Origin of the sequence: Caulobacter sp. SSI4214 (assembly GCF_012184455.1) — a bacterium.
Lineage (GTDB): Bacteria > Pseudomonadota > Alphaproteobacteria > Caulobacterales > Caulobacteraceae > Caulobacter > Caulobacter vibrioides_E.
Map to the genome: position 1 here is coordinate 37,866 of NZ_SZWJ01000027.1, position 15,695 is coordinate 53,560.

Genomic DNA, 15,695 nt, shown 5'->3' on the forward strand with positions numbered 1-15,695 from the left:
TCCTTGGCTCCGTCCCCTCATAGCGGCTGGGCCGCCTACTTCAACAGCCCCGTCAACTCCGCCACCTGCCAGACGCCCAGCAGCAGGAAGATCGCCGCCGCGCCCATGCGGACATACTTCAGCGGCACGATCTTGGTCGCGGCCTCGCCCAGATAGACGGCCGGGACGTTGGCCAGCATCATGCCCAGGGTGGTGCCGGCGGCGACCCAGGCGATCGAGTGGAACTTGGCGCCCAGGGCCACGGTGGCGATCTGGGTCTTGTCGCCCATCTCGACCAGGAAGAAGGCCACGGCGGTGGTCAGGAAGACGCCGTAGCGGCCCGGTTCCTTCTGCTCCTCGTCATCGGCCTTGTCCGGGATCAGGGCCCAGGCGGCCATGGCGATGAACGAGACGGCGAGCGCCCATTTGAACCAGGCGCCGCTGAGGAAGTCCGACACCCAGTAGCCGACGGTGGCGGCCAGGGCGTGGTTGAACAGGGTGGCGACCAGGATGCCCAGAATGATCGGAACGGGCTTCTTGAAACGCGTGGCCAGGATGATGGCCAGCAGCTGGGTCTTGTCGCCGATCTCGGCGATGGCGACGACCAGGGTCGAGGCGAGCAGGGCTTCCACTGAAATAATCCTCCGGGCCGGGCGCATGCCAATAGCGTCGATGCCCCACCCGGCCCGGATAGAGATCGGCGCCATTGGTCTCGCCAAGGAAGCTGCAAGTCCGCTTCCCTTCCCCGCGCCATGGCTCCCTCTCGAAAGAAAAGAGACCAAGTGTGTTGACGACGGGACCCGCTGATAGGCGCGGGTGGCTACTCCCCAAAGGTGAGCGGCGTTTAGCCTCTAGCGATCCCCGGGTCAATCTCCCTTCCCCCTTGATGGGGGAAGGGGCGGGGGATGGGGGTGATGCGGCGGTTCAGCCACACAGGTCGTAGATCACTCCCACCCTACCCTCCCCCATCAAGGGGGAGGGATCAGACGGATTGGGGCGCGTCGAAGCGCATCAGGTGGATCGCCACCCGCACCTTTCCGCTGACGAAATTGCCGCCGACCGCGGTCAACACCACCGGCGTATCGGCGTAATAGGCCGTCGGGCCGACAACGCCGACATTGCTGGAATTCCTGGCCACGCCCAGCGAACCGCCGAACTTGCTGGTCTCGCCCGACACGCCACAATTGTAGGACGCCGCCCCGGTCACGGCGACCGTGGTCCGGGTCGAGACCGCCAGCACGATGGCGCGGCTGGGAATGGCGATGCTGGTCGCGGTGGAAGCGCCCGACAGGGTCACTTCCTGTTCCAGGATCTCCAGCCGCGTATTGGCGAGATTGGGGGTCTGGGCGGCGGTCAGGCTTCGAAACGTCGCCGACAGCGGCGTCCAGGCCGATCCGTCGAAGACGACCATTTGGTTCTCGTCCTTCACCCAGGCCAGCACGCCTTCGGCCGGAGCCAGCGGCTCCCAGGCGCCGGACTCGAAGCGCATCAGGGTTCCAACGGGCTGGCCGGCCCAGGCCGCGCCCGTGGCGCTGGCCGGCAAGATCCAGACGCCGCCCGCGACCGGGGTGGCAGGCTGGGCAGCGACGCCACGGCTCTCGACGGCCAACTGCACCAGCCCGTCCAGCCGCGCGAGACTTTCGTTGATCGGGATGTGTTTCTGGGCCTGGGCGGCGACCACATAGGGCAGGCCCAGGCGGGGCGTGACGTCGTCGAAGATCGGGTCGGACATTGGGGCGCGGCTCCTGGAGCGAGTTCGAGATCGCTCCAGCATCCGACCGCCGCGAAGACCGGGGACAGGCGGCCGCCCGTCCCCGTGGTTCGCCCGCCTATTCGGCGGCGAAAGCCAAATGATTTCCGGACGTCAGGGCCGTCTTGGCCGCCAGTTCGGCCTTGGCCTGCTCGTACTCGGCGGAGAATTTGGCGATGAGTTCGGCGGCTGGAAGCACGTCCTTGATCGCGCCGATCCCCTGCCCCGAACCCCAGATGTCGCGCCAGGCCTTGGCCTCCTGGTTGCCGCCCGAGCCGAAGCTCATCTTGGACGGATCGCTCTGGGGCAGGTTGTCGGGATCGAGGCCCGCGGCGACGATCGACGAGCGCAGATAGTTGCCGTGCACGCCGGTGAACAGGTTCGAATAGACGATGCCGTCGGCCTGCCCCTCGACGATGGCGCGCTTGTAGCCCTCGACCGCGTTGGCCTCCTCGGTGGCGATGAAGGCCGAGCCGATATAGGCCAGGTCCGCGCCCATGGCCTGGGCGGCCAGGATCGAACGTCCGCAGGCGATCGAGCCGGACAGCGCCACCGGGCCGTCGAACCACTGACGGATCTCCTGGATCAGGGCGAACGGCGACAGGGTGCCGGCGTGGCCGCCCGCGCCGGCGGCCACGGGAATCAGGCCGTCGGCGCCCTTCTCGATGGCCTTGCGGGCGAACCGGTCGGTGATGACGTCATGCAGGGTGATCCCGCCATAGGCGTGGATCGCCTGGTTCAGGTCCTCGCGGGCGCCGAGCGAGGTGATGATGACCGGAACCTTGTATTTCACGCACAGCTCGATGTCCTCCTCGAGCCGGTTGTTGGTCTTGTGGACGATCTGGTTGACGGCGAACGGCGCCGACGGCGCCTCCGGATGGGCCTTGTCATAGGCCGCCAGTTCCTCGGTAATCCGGGCCAGCCACTCGTCCAACTGCGAGATGGGGCGGGCGTTCAGCGACGGGAAGGACCCGACGATGCCAGCCTTGCATTGGGCGATCACCAGGTCCGGATTGCTGATGATGAACAGCGGCGAGGCGATGACCGGAAGACGCAGGCGGTCGCGCAGGATCGGCGGCAAGGCCATGTAGGGGCTCCCCTTTGGAGTTCGGCTTGAAACGCCGAATATATGAACGGCGATCAGATTAAACGCGCGTTTGGCTTCGATGCAAGGCGCGGCGACGCCGGCGCGAGGCTTGACGGCCCCAACGGCAGCGGCGCATCTCGTTGCGAAAGACAAGAATGCTGCAATGCAGGAGAGAGGCGCCTTGACCATCGCGACGCCACTGGCCGAGGAATTTGGCGCTGAAGGCGACGAGGCCGCCCGCGCTCGCTGGATGGCCTTGGTCGAGAAGACCTTGAAGGGGCAGAGCTTCGACGAGGCCCTGACGGTCACGACGCCCGATGGCTTGACCATCCAGCCGCTCTACACCGCGCGAGACGGCGTGGCGGTGGCCCGCGACCTGCGGCCCCGCGATATCGACCGTCCCTGGGACGTGCGGACCCGCGCCGCTCATCCCGATCCCGAACGCGCCGCCCAGGAGATTCTGACCGATCTGGAAAACGGCGCGGCCTCGGTTCTGCTGCGGATCGATCCGACAGGCGTCGACGGCGTCGCCATCGGCTCGGCGAACGATCTTTCGCGGGCGCTATCGGGCGTGATGCTGGATCTCGCGCCGGTCGCCCTGGACGCCGGTTTCCTGGGCCCCAAGGCCGCGGACTGGCTGGGCGCCCTGGCCAAGGCGGCGCCCAACGCGCCCCTGACCCTCCATCTCGATCCGCTTACGGCCTTCGCTCAGGCTGGCGCCAGCCCGGGTCCGATCGAGAGCCACGTCTTCAACGCCGCCACCGTCGCGTCGCGTCTGGCCGAGACCTACGTCAAGGCCAGCCTGTTCCTGGCGACGGGCCGCGCGGCCCACGAGGCCGGCGGCTCGAACACCGAGGAGCTGGCGATGATGACCGCCAGCGCCCTGACCTACGCCAAGGCCCTGGTGCGGTCGGGCCTTTCGATGGAAGACGCCTTCGGTCGTATCGTGCTCGGCGTCAGCCTGGACGGCGAATACTTCACCGGCGTCGCCAAGGTCCGCGCGGCCAAGGCGATGTGGGCGCGCCTGACCCAGGCCTGCGGGGTCGCCGTCCCGCCCCGGATCGAGGCCCGCTCGTCGCGGCGGATGCTGGCCAAGGCCGACGCCTGGACGAACCTGCTGCGCCTGACCTCGGCTGGGTTCGCCGGCGCGGTCGGGGGCGCTGACGCCATCGTGCTGGACGCCTTCACCGACGCCGTCGGCCTGCCCACCGCGTTCGCCCGCCGCCAGGCCCGCAACACCCAGCTCGTTTTGATGGAAGAGAGCAATCTGGGCCGCGTCGCCGATCCGGCCGGCGGGGCCTGGTATCTGGACAGCCTGACGGACCAGCTGGCCCGCGCCGCCTGGAACGGCTTCCAGGCCATCGAGACCGCCGGGGGGCTGATCAAGGCGCTGGAAAGCGGCGGGATCGCCGACGCCGTGACCAAGGCCCGCGTCGCCCAGGAAGCGGCCTTCGCCGACAAATCCCGCAAGATCCTTGGGGTCACGGTCTTCCCCAACGCCGACGACAAGACGCCTGAGGTCGAGACGCCGGACGCGTCCGCCTTCGCCGTCGCCGCGCCCGATGTCCGCCTGCCCGGACCCGACAGCCACTGCCCGGCCCTGACGCCCGTGCGTTTCGCCGCCGCCTTCGAAGGCGCCTGAGATCATGAGCAAGTTCCCCGACTTCACCACCATCGACTTCGCGGAAGTCGCGTCAACGCCCGCCCCCGAGGGCGAGGCCTGGAACACGCCCGAGGGCGTCACCGTCGCGCCGGCCTATGACGCCGACGACGTGGCGGGCCTGGACTTCACCAGCGGCTATCCCGGCGTCGCGCCGTTCGTGCGCGGCCCCTACCCTACCATGTACGTCACCAACCCGTGGACGGTGCGGCAGTACGCGGGCTTCTCGACGGCCGAGGACTCCAACGCCTTCTACCGTCGCAACCTTGCCGCCGGTCAGATGGGCTTGTCGGTGGCCTTCGACCTGGCCACCCACCGCGGCTATGACAGCGACCACGAGCGGGTGAAGGGCGACGTCGGCATGGCGGGCGTGGCCATCGACTCGATCCTGGACATGCGCACGCTGTTTTCCGGCATTCCGCTCGACAAGATGAGCGTGTCCATGACCATGAACGGCGCGGTGCTGCCGATCCTGGCGCTCTACATCGTCGCGGCCGAGGAGCAGGGAGTCAGCCCCGACAAGCTCTCGGGGACGATCCAGAACGACATCCTCAAAGAGTTCATGGTGCGGAACACCTACATCTATCCGCCCGCGCCCTCGATGCGGATCATCTCGGACATCTTCGCCTACACCTCGGCGAACATGCCTAAGTTCAATTCGATCTCGATCAGCGGCTATCACATGCAGGAGGCCGGGGCGACGGCCGACCTGGAACTGGCCTACACCCTGGCCGACGGCATCGAATACGCCCGCGCCGGCGTCGCGGCGGGCATGAGCATCGACCAGTTCGCGCCGCGCCTGTCGTTCTTCTGGGCCATCGGCATGAACTATTTCATGGAAGTGGCCAAGATGCGCGCCGCGCGCTTGCTCTGGGCCCGCCTGATGAAACGCGAGTTCGATCCGAAGGACGATCGCTCGCTTTCCCTGCGCACCCACAGCCAGACCTCCGGCTGGTCGCTGGCGGCTCAGGACGTGTTCAACAACGTCTCGCGGACCTGTGTCGAGGCCATGGCGGCCGTCAACGGCCAGACTCAGAGCCTGCACACCAACGCACTGGACGAAGCCTTGGCCCTGCCGACCGATTTCTCGGCCCGGATCGCGCGAAACACTCAGCTCTTCCTGCAGATGGAAAGCGGCACGACCCGCGTCGCCGACCCCTGGGGCGGCAGCTATTATGTCGAGCGGCTGACCTACGAACTGGCCCAGAAGGCCCTGGCCCATATCCAGGAGGTCGAGGCGGCCGGCGGCATGGCCAAGGCCATCGAGCAAGGCATCCCCAAGCTGCGTATCGAGGAAGCCGCCGCCAAGACCCAGGCGCGCATCGACTCCAATCGCCAGAGCGTGGTGGGCGTCAATCGCTACAAGCCCGAGGTCGCCGACGAGATCCCGATGCTCAAGGTCGACAACAGCGCCGTCCGGGCCGCCCAGCTGGAAAAGCTGGCGCGCCTGAAGGCCGAGCGCGATCCGGCCGCGACCGAGGCGGCGCTGAACGCCCTGGAGGCTGGCGCGCGCGCCAATGGCAACCTTCTGGCCCTGGCTGTCGACGCCGCGCGCGCCAAGGCCACCGTCGGCGAAATCAGCTACGCCTTGGAGAAGGTGTTCGGCCGCCACCGCGCCGAGATCAAGTCGATCCAGGGCGTCTACATGAAGGAGGCCGGCGCCGACCCGACCACCGCCCGCGCCAAGGCGATGGTCGAGGCGTTCAAGCAGGCGGACGGGCGGCCGCCGCGCATCCTGATCGCCAAGATGGGCCAGGACGGCCACGATCGCGGCCAGAAGGTCATCGCCACCGCCTTCGCCGATCTCGGCTTCGACGTCGATATCGGACCTCTCTTCCAGACGCCCGCCGAAGCCGCCCGCCAGGCGGTGGAGAACAATGTCCACGTGGTGGGCGTCAGCTCGCTGGCCGCCGGCCACCTCACCCTGACGCCAGAGCTCAAGGCCGAGCTGGAAAAGCAGGGACGCGGCGACATCCTGATGGTCGTCGGCGGCGTCATCCCGCCCCAGGACTTCCAGGCCCTGCGCGACGCCGGCGCCGTGGCGATCTTCCCGCCGGGCACGGTCGTCGCCGAAGCAGCGATCGAGCTGCTGGAACAGCTGAACCAACAGCTGGGATACGCCCAGGCGGCCGCTTAAGGTCCGGTCAGGCCACCTCGCCCGTCAACTCGCGTCGAGCCTTTTCCAGCTCTTCGGCGTAGCGGCGGGTGACGTGGGCTTCGGTGATCAGGCCGATCACCTCGCCGCCGTCATCGACCACGGCCAGCTCGTCGGCGCCGGTTTCGTCGAAGGCGGTCATGATCGCCTTGATCGACAGCTCCGGCGTCAGGGACACCTCGGGATTGACGGCCAGGGTCGACAACGGAACATCCCTCTCGGGCGGCTGGGCGTAGGCCGAGGCCGTGGCGACGATGCCGGCGTAGCGGCCCGTCTCGTCGGTCAGCACCACGCGCTTGGTCGAGCCCAGCGGGAAGCGGCGGCGGAACTCCACGAGGCCGGTCTGGGCGGGCGCGGTCTTGACGTCCCGACGCATCATCTTGCCGGCGGTCAGGTTGCGCATCCAGGACACGTCGTGGGCGCTGCGGATCGTCTCGCCGCGCAGATGCAGCCGCCAGGTCGAGAACGAATAGCCAAAGGTCTCGCGCACCGTGGCGCTGGCGATCAGCGACGCGGCCAAGGTCGCGGCGGTGATGGTGAAGTCGCCCGTCGCCTCCAGCACCAGGAACGACATGGTGAAGGGCCCGCCGACGATGGCCACGCCCAGGGCGCCCATGCCGACCAGCGAGGCGGCGACGGGATCCAGACGCTCCGCTTCGGCGATCAGGTTCACGACATCGGCGAAGGCCTGGCCCATCAGCGCCCCCAGGAACAGGGCCGCGAAGAACAGGCCGCCCCGGAAGCCGAAGCTGAGCGAGATGATCGAGGCCGCCGACTTCATCAGCAGCAGGATCAGCAGCACCTTCAACGAGAGATCGGCGTTGAGATCCAGGTGCAGGGCGCCATGTCCGCCGGAGAGGGTCTGCGGGGTGGACAGGGCCAGACAGGCCAGGCCGATCCCGCCGATCGCCGGCCGCGACCAGCGCGGCAGCGGCGCCTTGGCCGCCCACCGGTCGGCCACCGCCACCGTCCGCATCAGGGCCACGCCGAACAGGGCCGCGACCAGACCCAGCAGGCCGTAGAGCAGGTAGTCGCTCCAGGACGAGATGGCGACGACCGAGGTCTTGATCAGATAGGGCGTCGAGCCCAGCGCCTTGGCCACCAGCACCCCGGCCAGGGCCGCCGCCGCGACAGGCGCGATGTTGGCGACCGTATAGGCGCCGATGACGATCTCGAACGCGTAGAAGGCGCCGGTCAGCGGCGCGCCAAACGCCGCCGCGATCGCCGCCCCGGCCCCCGCGCCCACCAGGGTGCGAAGGTCGCCGCGCCGCAGGTTCAAGGCGCGCCCCATCCACGAGGCCGCCGCCCCGCCCGCCTGGGCGTAGGCCGCCTCCAGTCCCACCGAGGCGCCGCAGCCGTTCGAGATCAGGGTCTGACCGCAGATGAAGGCGCTGTCGCGCAAGGAAAGCCGCCCCCCGTGCAGGGCGTTGGCCTCCACGGGGTCGACGGCGTGGTTGGGACGAAAGCGCAGGACCGCCGCGGTGAAGAGGCCCAGCACCAGCCCGCCGATCGGAATGGCCAGCAGCCGCAGCGGCGCCACGAAGGTCTGGGCGCTCAGCCGCTCGTCGGGATCGAAGCCGAACAGGGCCACCTGGGTTCCATGGGCGATCTTGGCCTGGGTCACGGCCAGGGCGCCGGCCGCTAGGCCCGCGACGGTGGCGACGGCGATCAGCCACAGTTCGGAGGAACGGGTGCGCCGGCGCAGCCAGGCCAGCCACGGCAGCGCCGTGCGCCCCGCGTTGCGGAAGGCCGCCTTCTCGATCAGCGAGGTCCGCAGCACGCGTCGCCAACTGTGGATCGTCGGCTTCGAGGGATCCGGGGTTGGCGTCTCCAGCGGATCCTTCATGGCGCGCCTTAGGCGACGGCCGCCTTGCCGGCGCCGCCCGCCAGAGCGTTGACCGCGGCCCGGAAGGCTTCGCCTCGGGCCTCGAAGTCGCTGAACTGGTCGAACGAGGCGCAGGCGGGCGACAGGAGGACGATGGCGTCCTCGCCGCTGGCCGCCGCGTCCGCATAGGCCTGCTGCACGGCCCTATCCAGCGTGCCGCTCATCTTGACCTCGGCCTTGCCGGCCAGGGTCACGGCGAAGACATTGGCCGCCTCGCCGATCAGATAGGCCTTGGCGATGCGCGGGAAGAGATCCTTCAGGTCCTCGATGCCGCCCGCCTTGGCCACGCCGCCGGCGATCCAATAGAACTTGGGATAGCTCGACATCGCCTGGCGGGCGGCGTCGGCGTTGGTGGCCTTGCTGTCGTTGACGAAGCGGACCTTGCCCAGCTTGCCGACGGTCTCCATCCGGTGCGCCAGGCCCGGGAAGGTCATCAGGCCGTCGACCGCGTCGGAGACCGAGATGCCGATGGCCCGCGCGGCGGCGTAGGCGGCGGCGGCGTTCTGCCAGTTGTGGCGGCCCGGCAGGCTGCGGGCGCGCAGCAGGTCGGCGACCTCCACGACCCGTTCGCCGGTGGCGTCGTACAGCACGCCCTGCAGGGCGTAGACGCCCCGGCCCATCGCCTTGCCGGCGCTGATCGGCCAGATGGTCCGGCGGTTGGCGGCGGTGATCTCGGTGCAGATCTGCTGGCACCAGGGATCGTCGACCCCGATGATCGCGGTGTCGCCCTTGCCCTGGTTCAGGAAGATCCGGCGCTTGGCGGCGATATAACCGTCCATGCCGCCGTGACGGTCCAGATGGTCGGGCGAGATGTTCAGCAGCACCACCGCGTCGGGCTTCAGGCTGGAGGTCAAATCCAGCTGGTACGACGACAGCTCCAGCACGTAGACCGCGCCGCCGTGCATGTCTTCCAGCCCCAGGACGCCCAGGCCGATATTGCCGCCGATCCGGGTGTCACGACCGGCCGAGGCGCAGAGGTGACCGATCAGGGCGGTCGTGGTCGACTTGCCGTTGGTGCCAGTGATGGCGATGATCTTCGGACGCTTGTGGACCGGGGCCGCGTTGACCGTGCGGGCGAAGAGCTCGACGTCGCCCAGGATCTCGACCCCGGCGGCCTTGGCCTTTTCCACCGTCCAGTGCGGCTTGGGATGGGTCAGCGGCACGCCCGGCGACAGCATCAGGGCGTCGAACTGGCGCCAGTCGGCGGCCTGCAGGTCCACCACCGGAAAGCCCTCGGCCGCCGCGGCCTCGCGGCTGGCGGGCTTTTCGTCCCAGAGGGCGACCTTCGCCCCGCCCGCGATCAAGGCGCGCGCCGCCGTCAGGCCGGTTCGGCCTAGGCCGAACACCGCGACGGTCTTGTCCTCGAAACCGCGAACCGGGATCATGGTCTGGCCCCTCCTAGCGCAGCTTCAGGGTGGCGAGGCCGACGAAGGACAGGATCATCGAAACGATCCAGAACCGCACCACGACGGTGGATTCAGCCCAGCCCAGCTTCTCGAAATGGTGGTGGATCGGCGCCATCAGGAAGACGCGCTTGCCGGTCTTCTTGAAGTAGGCGACCTGGATCATCACCGAGAGCGCCTCGGCCACGAACAGGCCGCCGACGATGCCCAAAACGAGCTCGTGCTTGGCGCAGACGGCGATCGCGCCCAGCGCGCCGCCCAGAGCCAGCGAGCCCGTGTCGCCCATGAAGATCTTGGCCGGCGGCGCGTTGTACCAGAGGAAGCCCATGCCGCCGCCGATGATCGCGCCGCACAGCACCGCCAGCTCGCCGACGCCGGGCGCGAAGTGCAGGTTCAGATAGTCGGCGAACTTGTAGTTCCCCACGAGGTAGGCGATCAGGCCGAAGGTCGAGGCGGCGAACATCACCGGCACGATGGCCAGGCCGTCGAGGCCGTCGGTCAGGTTCACGGCGTTCGAGAAGCCGGCGATCGTCACGGCCGCGAAGGCCACGTAGAACCAGCCCAGATTGATCACCAGCGCCTTGAAGATCGGGAAGACCACGCTGGTCTCCATGCCCGGCGTCATCGGCGACTTGGGCGCGAAAACGATCAGGATCACGGTGGCGATGATCGCGACGATGAACTGGGCCACCAGCTTCTGGACGCTGGAAAGACCGGCCGTGGTCTGCTTGGTGACCTTGGCGTAGTCATCCATGAAGCCCAGAACGCCGTAGCTCCCCGTGACCAGCAGCACGACCCAGACATGGACGTTGCGCAGGTCGGCCCACAGCAGGGCGGCGACGAACAGGCCGGCCAGGATCATGAAGCCGCCCATGGTGGGCGTGCCGGCCTTCTCGGTGACGTGGCGGGCGATACCGTCGGTGCGGATCGGCTGGCCCTTGCCCTGCTTGGTCTTCATCCAGCGAATGAAGCGCGAGCCCATCGCCACCGCGACGATATAGGCGGTCAGCATGGCCATACCCGACCGGAAGGTCAGGTATTTCAACAGGTTCAGAAGCGGCACGTGCTCGGCGGAGCGCGCCAGCCATTCGTACAGGAAGTACAGCATCAGCCCTGTTCCCCAAGGTCGAGCGCCGCCAAGGCTTGAGCGAGCCGCCCAGCCTTGGAGCCGTTGGACCCCTTCACCATCACCACGTCGCCCGGCCGGATCGCGTCCGCCAGCGTCGCCATTAACTTTTCGGTAACCTCCGCGTAGCCGCCCCGCCGAGTCGGCGGAAGCGCCTCCCACAGCGATTTCATGTGGACGCCCGCGACAAAAACGACATCGACGTTCGCGTCGGCGATCGGCGCCGCAAGCTCAGCGTGAAAGCGGTCGCTGTCCTCGCCCAGTTCGAGCATGTCGGTCAGCGCCACGACGCGGCGGCCAGACACGGCGCGCCCCCCCAGGGTCTTCAGCGCGGCCCGCATCGAGATCGGATTGGCGTTGTAGCTCTCGTCGACGAGGGTAAAGGTCCCGCCTGGGATGCGGATCGTCTTCTCGGCCCCGCGCCCTTCGATCGGCGCGAAGACCGCCAGCGCCGCGAGCGCCGTCTCGCGCGGCACGTCCAGCGCCTCCAGCATCAGCAGCACGCACAGGCTGTTGGGGCCCCAGTGAACGCCGGTTTGAAGAAGGGAAAATTCGACGGGTTCGCCCTTGATCACGGCTTTAACCACCGACTTCCCCGGCGAATGCCGGGATCCATCCTGGGCGCTCACCGCCCTGTCGTCTGGATCCCGGCATTCGCCGGGAGGGTCGGAGGAAAAAGAGACCAACTGGGCCGTGCAGTCGGGCGAAGACCCGAAGCTCCAGACCGTCGCGCCGGCCTTCTCGGCCTCGCCCTTCAGGAAGTCGAACCAGTGATTGTCGGCGTTAAGCACCGCGACGCCACCCGGTCGCAGGCCGGCGAAGATCTCGGCCTTCGCCCGGGCCACGCCCGCCTCGCCATCCGGGAAGTTCTCGATGTGGACCGGCCCGACCGTGGTGATCGCCACCGCGTGCGGCTGGACGAACCCCGACAGCGGGACGATCTCGCCGGCGTGGTTCATGCCCACCTCGAACACCGCGCGTTCGGTGTCGCGCGGCATCCGCGCCAGGGTCAGCGGCACGCCGATGTGGTTGTTGTAGCTCTTGACCGAGGCGTGGGCCTTGCCCGCCAAGCGGAGGCCCGCCTCGATCGCGCGGGTGACGCTGGTCTTGCCGACCGAGCCGGTCACCGCGCCGCGCTTGCACCGGGGCGCCCGCTCGCGCGCGGCGACGCCCAGAGCTTCCAGCGCCTTGAAGGTGTCCTCGACCATCACCGCCGGGGCGTCGACCGGCTTGGCCGCCAGCACGCCGGCCGCGCCATTGGCGACCGCTTGCTGGACGAAGTCGTGACCGTCGCGCGCGCCGACCAGCGGCACGAAGAGGTCCCCCGCCTCGACCGTGCGGGTGTCGATCGAGACGCCGGTCACGGCGAAGTCTCCGGCGACCTTGCCGCGGGTGGCTCGCGCGATCTCCTCGGCGGTCCAGAGGGCGTCAGGCATCCACGCCCTCCAGCGCTTGCAGCGTCTCGGCCACATCATCGAACGGGTGGACCACGCCGGCGACGATCTGCCCCTGCTCATGGCCCTTGCCGGCCACCACCAGCACATCGCCCTCGCCCATGAGGTCCACGGCGGCGCGGATCGCGGCGCGGCGATCGCCGATCTCGCGCGCGCCCGGCGCGGCTTCGAGAATGGCGGCGCGGATCGAGGCGGGGTCTTCCGAGCGCGGATTGTCGTCGGTCACGATGGCGATGTCGGCGAGCTTCGCGCCGATCGCGCCCATCAAAGGACGCTTGCCGCGATCCCGATCGCCGCCCGCGCCGAACACCGCGATCAGCTTGCCGCGCGTGTGCGGACGCAGCGCCTCGAGCACCGTTTGCAGGCCATCGGGCGTATGGGCGTAGTCGACATAGGCCTCGCCGCCCTTGGGGCCGCGACCGACGCGCTGAAGCCGCCCGGCCGCGCCCTCCAGCCGTTCCAGCGCCTTCAGAACCCTGCCGACATCCTCGCCGGCCGCGATGCAAAGGCCAGCGGCGACCAGCACGTTCGAGGCCTGAAAGGCGCCGGCCAGCGGCAGCTTGACATGGTGGACGACGTCGTCGGCCTCGATGACGAGGTCCTGGCCGGCCGGGGTCGGGGTCCGCGAGATCAGCCGCAGACCCTGGCCGTCCTCGCCGACCGAGAACACGCTCTGGCCCGAGGTGACGGCGGCGGCGGCGAAGTTGGGGAAGGCCTCGCTGTCGGCGTTCAGCACGGCCGTGGCGCCGCCCGGCGTCAGGGTGTCGAACAGCCGCAGCTTGGCGGCGCGATAGGCCTCCATCGAGCCGTGATAGTCGAGGTGATCCTGGGTGAAGTTGGTGAAGCCGGCGGCGCGCAGCTTGACGCCGTCGACGCGGCGCTGGTCGACGCCGTGCGAGCTGGCTTCCAGCGCCAGGTGCGTGACGCCCATGTCGGCCAGGCGCGCCACCATTTCGGCGACGTCGCCAGCGTCCGGCGTGGTCAGGCCCGGCGGGGTCAGCTGCTGGTCGGGCTGGCCCGCCTCGCTGACCACCACGCCGAGCGTGCCCATGCTGGCGGCCTTGTGGCCCAGTTGGGCGAAGATCTGGCGGCAGAAGCCGGCGACCGAGGTCTTGCCGTTGGTGCCGGTCACGGCCACGCACATCGCCGGCTGCTTGCCCCAGAACGCGGCCGAGGCCAGGGCGTAGGCGCGGCGGGCGTCTTCGGAACGCACCACCGGCACGCCCAGGCCTTCCAGCCCGCCCTCGGGGGCCAGGATGGCGGCGGCGCCCTTGGCCACCGCGCCCTCCGCGAAGTCGCGACCGTCGACCTTGGTCCCAGGCAGGGCCGCGAACAGCCAGCCGGCCGTGACCTTGCGGCTGTCGGCGGTGACGCCCGCGATCACCGGGTCGTGGGCGAAGGGACGGTTGAACAGTTCGGACAGACGCTTGGTCATAGGCCCGCCTCCGGAGCGGCGTTCTTGGTGGGAGCGGCGATGGTCACCAGTTCGGTCTTGCGCTTGACGCCCAGGAACGGAGCGATGCGCTCGATCACCCGGCCGGCGGCCGGCGCGGCCACCCAGCCGCCGGTGGACAGGCCGGTCTTGGGATCGCGGTGCGGCTCGTCCAGCAGGATCAGAACGAAATAACGATCCGCCTCGACCGGCGCCTCGGTCGGGAAGGTGGCCGCGAACGAGGAAACCTGCCGGTCGTGGTTATAGCCTCGAATGGCCGGATCATACTTCTCGCCCGTGCCGGTCTTGCCGCCGACCGACAGCCCTGGGACATTGGCCTTGCCGCCGCTGCCGCCGGGCAGGACGTTGGCGCGCATGATCTTCAGCATCTCGGTCGAGGTCGCCTCGGAGATCGCGCGCGGCCCCTGGGGACGCACGCCGGGCGGCATCTTCTTGATGGTCAGCGGCAAGAGCTCGCCGCCGTTCAGCAACGCGCCCATCGCCTGGGCCAGGGCCAGCGGACTGACATTGATGCCGTGACCGAACGAGGTCGAGGCCACCGCGTCCATGTCCCACTTGCGCGGGGTCAGCGGTCGCGCCGACTCCCGCAGCTCGATCTGGGCCGGCTTGGTCAGGCCCAGGGCGGTGAAGTAGCGCGACAGGCGCTCCCCGCCGATCTTCTCGGCCAGGATCGCGGTGCCGATGTTCGACGAGTGCTGGAACACCTCGATCAGGGTCAGGATCTTGTGGGTCGCGTGGTAGTCGTGGATCGTCCGGTAGCCCAGCTTGAACGGCTGGCGCGCGTCGAAGGTCGAGGTCGGCGTCGCCACGCCGGTGTCCAGACCGATCGCCACGGTGAAGGCCTTGAAGGTCGAGCCCATCTCGTAGACGGCCGCCGCCGCGCGGTTCAGACGCTGCTCGTCCGTGGCCTCGCCGGCCTTGTTGGCGTCATAGTCGGGGTAGCTGGCCAGACCCAGGACCTCGCCGGTGTGGACATTGGTGACCACCCCGACGCCGCCCTTGGGCGTGAACTCCTCGCAAGCCTTGCGTAGTTCGTCCTCCAGCGCCGCCTGCACGCGCACGTCGATCGACAGCTGGGTCGGGCCGCCCTCGCCCGCCGCGGCCTTGGTGATCGGATCGTCCAGAGCGCGTTCGGCGCCGGCCAAGCCCTTGCCGCCGCTGTCGACGAAGCCGATCACGTGCGCGGCCGTCGGCCCCAGCGGATACATCCGCCGCTCCTGCTCCTCGAACGAAATGCCGGGCAGGCCGAGGTTGAAGATCGCGTCCTTCTCGTCCGGCGTCAGACCGCCCAGCACGAAGGCGCGGTGATCGCCGAAGACGGCCTTGTCGAGGCGCTTAGGGGGCACCTGCGGCAGGGCCTTGCCCAGGGCGACGCGGGTTTCCCTGAGGTCCCAGATCTCCTTGGGATCGACGTAGAGCGCGTAGTGGGCGAGATCGACGGCCAGCAGCTTGCCGTTCCGGTCGACCACGTCTCCGCGCGCGCCGTCCACGCCCTGGGCATAGCCGTTGCCTTGCCCCGCGTGCGAAAACAGCGCCGCCCAGGTCGCGCCCACGGCCACGCCGACGAAGCACAGCGAGAAGAAGCCCATCACCAGGAAGATGCGGATGCGCGTGTCGTCTTCCGGCTTGGCGGCGGCGCGCGAGCGTTCGAACGCGTGCTCCAGGCGCCAGACGCGCTCGATCAGCCACCGCCACAGCGGCGACTGAAAGCCGCCCGGCCCGAGGTTGGAGAGGCTCATCGCG

At 69.0% G+C, this 15,695-nt stretch carries 11 protein-coding genes; 2 read left to right on the forward strand and 9 right to left on the reverse strand.

What is annotated here, in order from left to right:
* Positions 1-35 precede the first annotated feature (35 nt).
* From FCU40_RS10375 to FCU40_RS10385, 3 genes are all read right to left on the reverse strand, one after another.
* A complete protein-coding gene (locus tag FCU40_RS10375; protein ID WP_168074735.1) occupies positions 36-611 on the reverse strand; it encodes a TMEM165/GDT1 family protein in 576 nt (191 codons plus the stop codon).
* 350 nt (positions 612-961) lie between these two features.
* Complete coding sequence (locus FCU40_RS10380; protein ID WP_168074755.1) at positions 962-1,699, reverse strand: DUF2793 domain-containing protein; 738 nt, start codon at positions 1,697-1,699, stop codon at positions 962-964.
* Between the two features lie 109 nt (positions 1,700-1,808).
* Positions 1,809-2,816, reverse strand: coding sequence for a nitronate monooxygenase family protein (locus tag FCU40_RS10385; RefSeq protein ID WP_168074737.1), 1,008 nt, complete (start codon positions 2,814-2,816; stop codon positions 1,809-1,811).
* Between the two features lie 163 nt (positions 2,817-2,979).
* Between FCU40_RS10385 and FCU40_RS10390 the strand changes: the two genes are divergently transcribed.
* Both FCU40_RS10390 and scpA read left to right on the forward strand, forming a co-directional pair.
* Positions 2,980-4,458: a methylmalonyl-CoA mutase subunit beta gene (locus FCU40_RS10390; RefSeq protein WP_168074739.1), complete on the forward strand. Its 1,479-nt coding sequence runs from the start codon at positions 2,980-2,982 to the stop codon at positions 4,456-4,458.
* 4 nt (positions 4,459-4,462) lie between these two features.
* Positions 4,463-6,613, forward strand: a complete 2,151-nt coding sequence (gene scpA / locus FCU40_RS10395) for a methylmalonyl-CoA mutase (RefSeq protein ID WP_168074741.1) — start codon at positions 4,463-4,465, stop codon at positions 6,611-6,613.
* 7 nt (positions 6,614-6,620) lie between these two features.
* Here scpA and FCU40_RS10400 read toward each other — a convergent pair whose 3' ends face one another.
* The 6 genes from FCU40_RS10400 to FCU40_RS10425 are packed head-to-tail and all read right to left on the reverse strand — an operon-like array spanning position 6,621 to position 15,691.
* Entirely contained in the window at positions 6,621-8,477 is a 1,857-nt protein-coding gene (locus FCU40_RS10400) for a chloride channel protein (protein ID WP_168074743.1), read from the reverse strand.
* Between the two features lie 8 nt (positions 8,478-8,485).
* On the reverse strand, positions 8,486-9,901 hold the full coding sequence (murD, locus tag FCU40_RS10405) for a UDP-N-acetylmuramoyl-L-alanine--D-glutamate ligase (protein ID WP_168074745.1): 1,416 nt from the start codon (positions 9,899-9,901) through the stop codon (positions 8,486-8,488).
* 13 nt (positions 9,902-9,914) lie between these two features.
* Positions 9,915-11,027, reverse strand: a complete 1,113-nt coding sequence (gene mraY / locus FCU40_RS10410; protein ID WP_004617837.1) for a phospho-N-acetylmuramoyl-pentapeptide-transferase — start codon at positions 11,025-11,027, stop codon at positions 9,915-9,917.
* Complete coding sequence (gene murF / locus FCU40_RS10415) at positions 11,027-12,481, reverse strand: UDP-N-acetylmuramoyl-tripeptide--D-alanyl-D-alanine ligase (protein ID WP_168074747.1); 1,455 nt, start codon at positions 12,479-12,481, stop codon at positions 11,027-11,029. Before murF ends, mraY begins: the two co-directional genes overlap by 1 nt.
* The gene (locus tag FCU40_RS10420) at positions 12,474-13,934 is read right to left on the reverse strand and encodes a UDP-N-acetylmuramoyl-L-alanyl-D-glutamate--2,6-diaminopimelate ligase (protein ID WP_168074749.1); all 1,461 of its coding nucleotides are present in this window, start codon (positions 13,932-13,934) and stop codon (positions 12,474-12,476) included. The genes murF and FCU40_RS10420 overlap by 8 nt, the downstream gene beginning before the upstream one ends.
* Entirely contained in the window at positions 13,931-15,691 is a 1,761-nt protein-coding gene (locus FCU40_RS10425) for a penicillin-binding protein 2 (RefSeq protein WP_168074757.1), read from the reverse strand. The genes FCU40_RS10420 and FCU40_RS10425 overlap by 4 nt, the downstream gene beginning before the upstream one ends.
* Positions 15,692-15,695 lie beyond the last annotated feature (4 nt).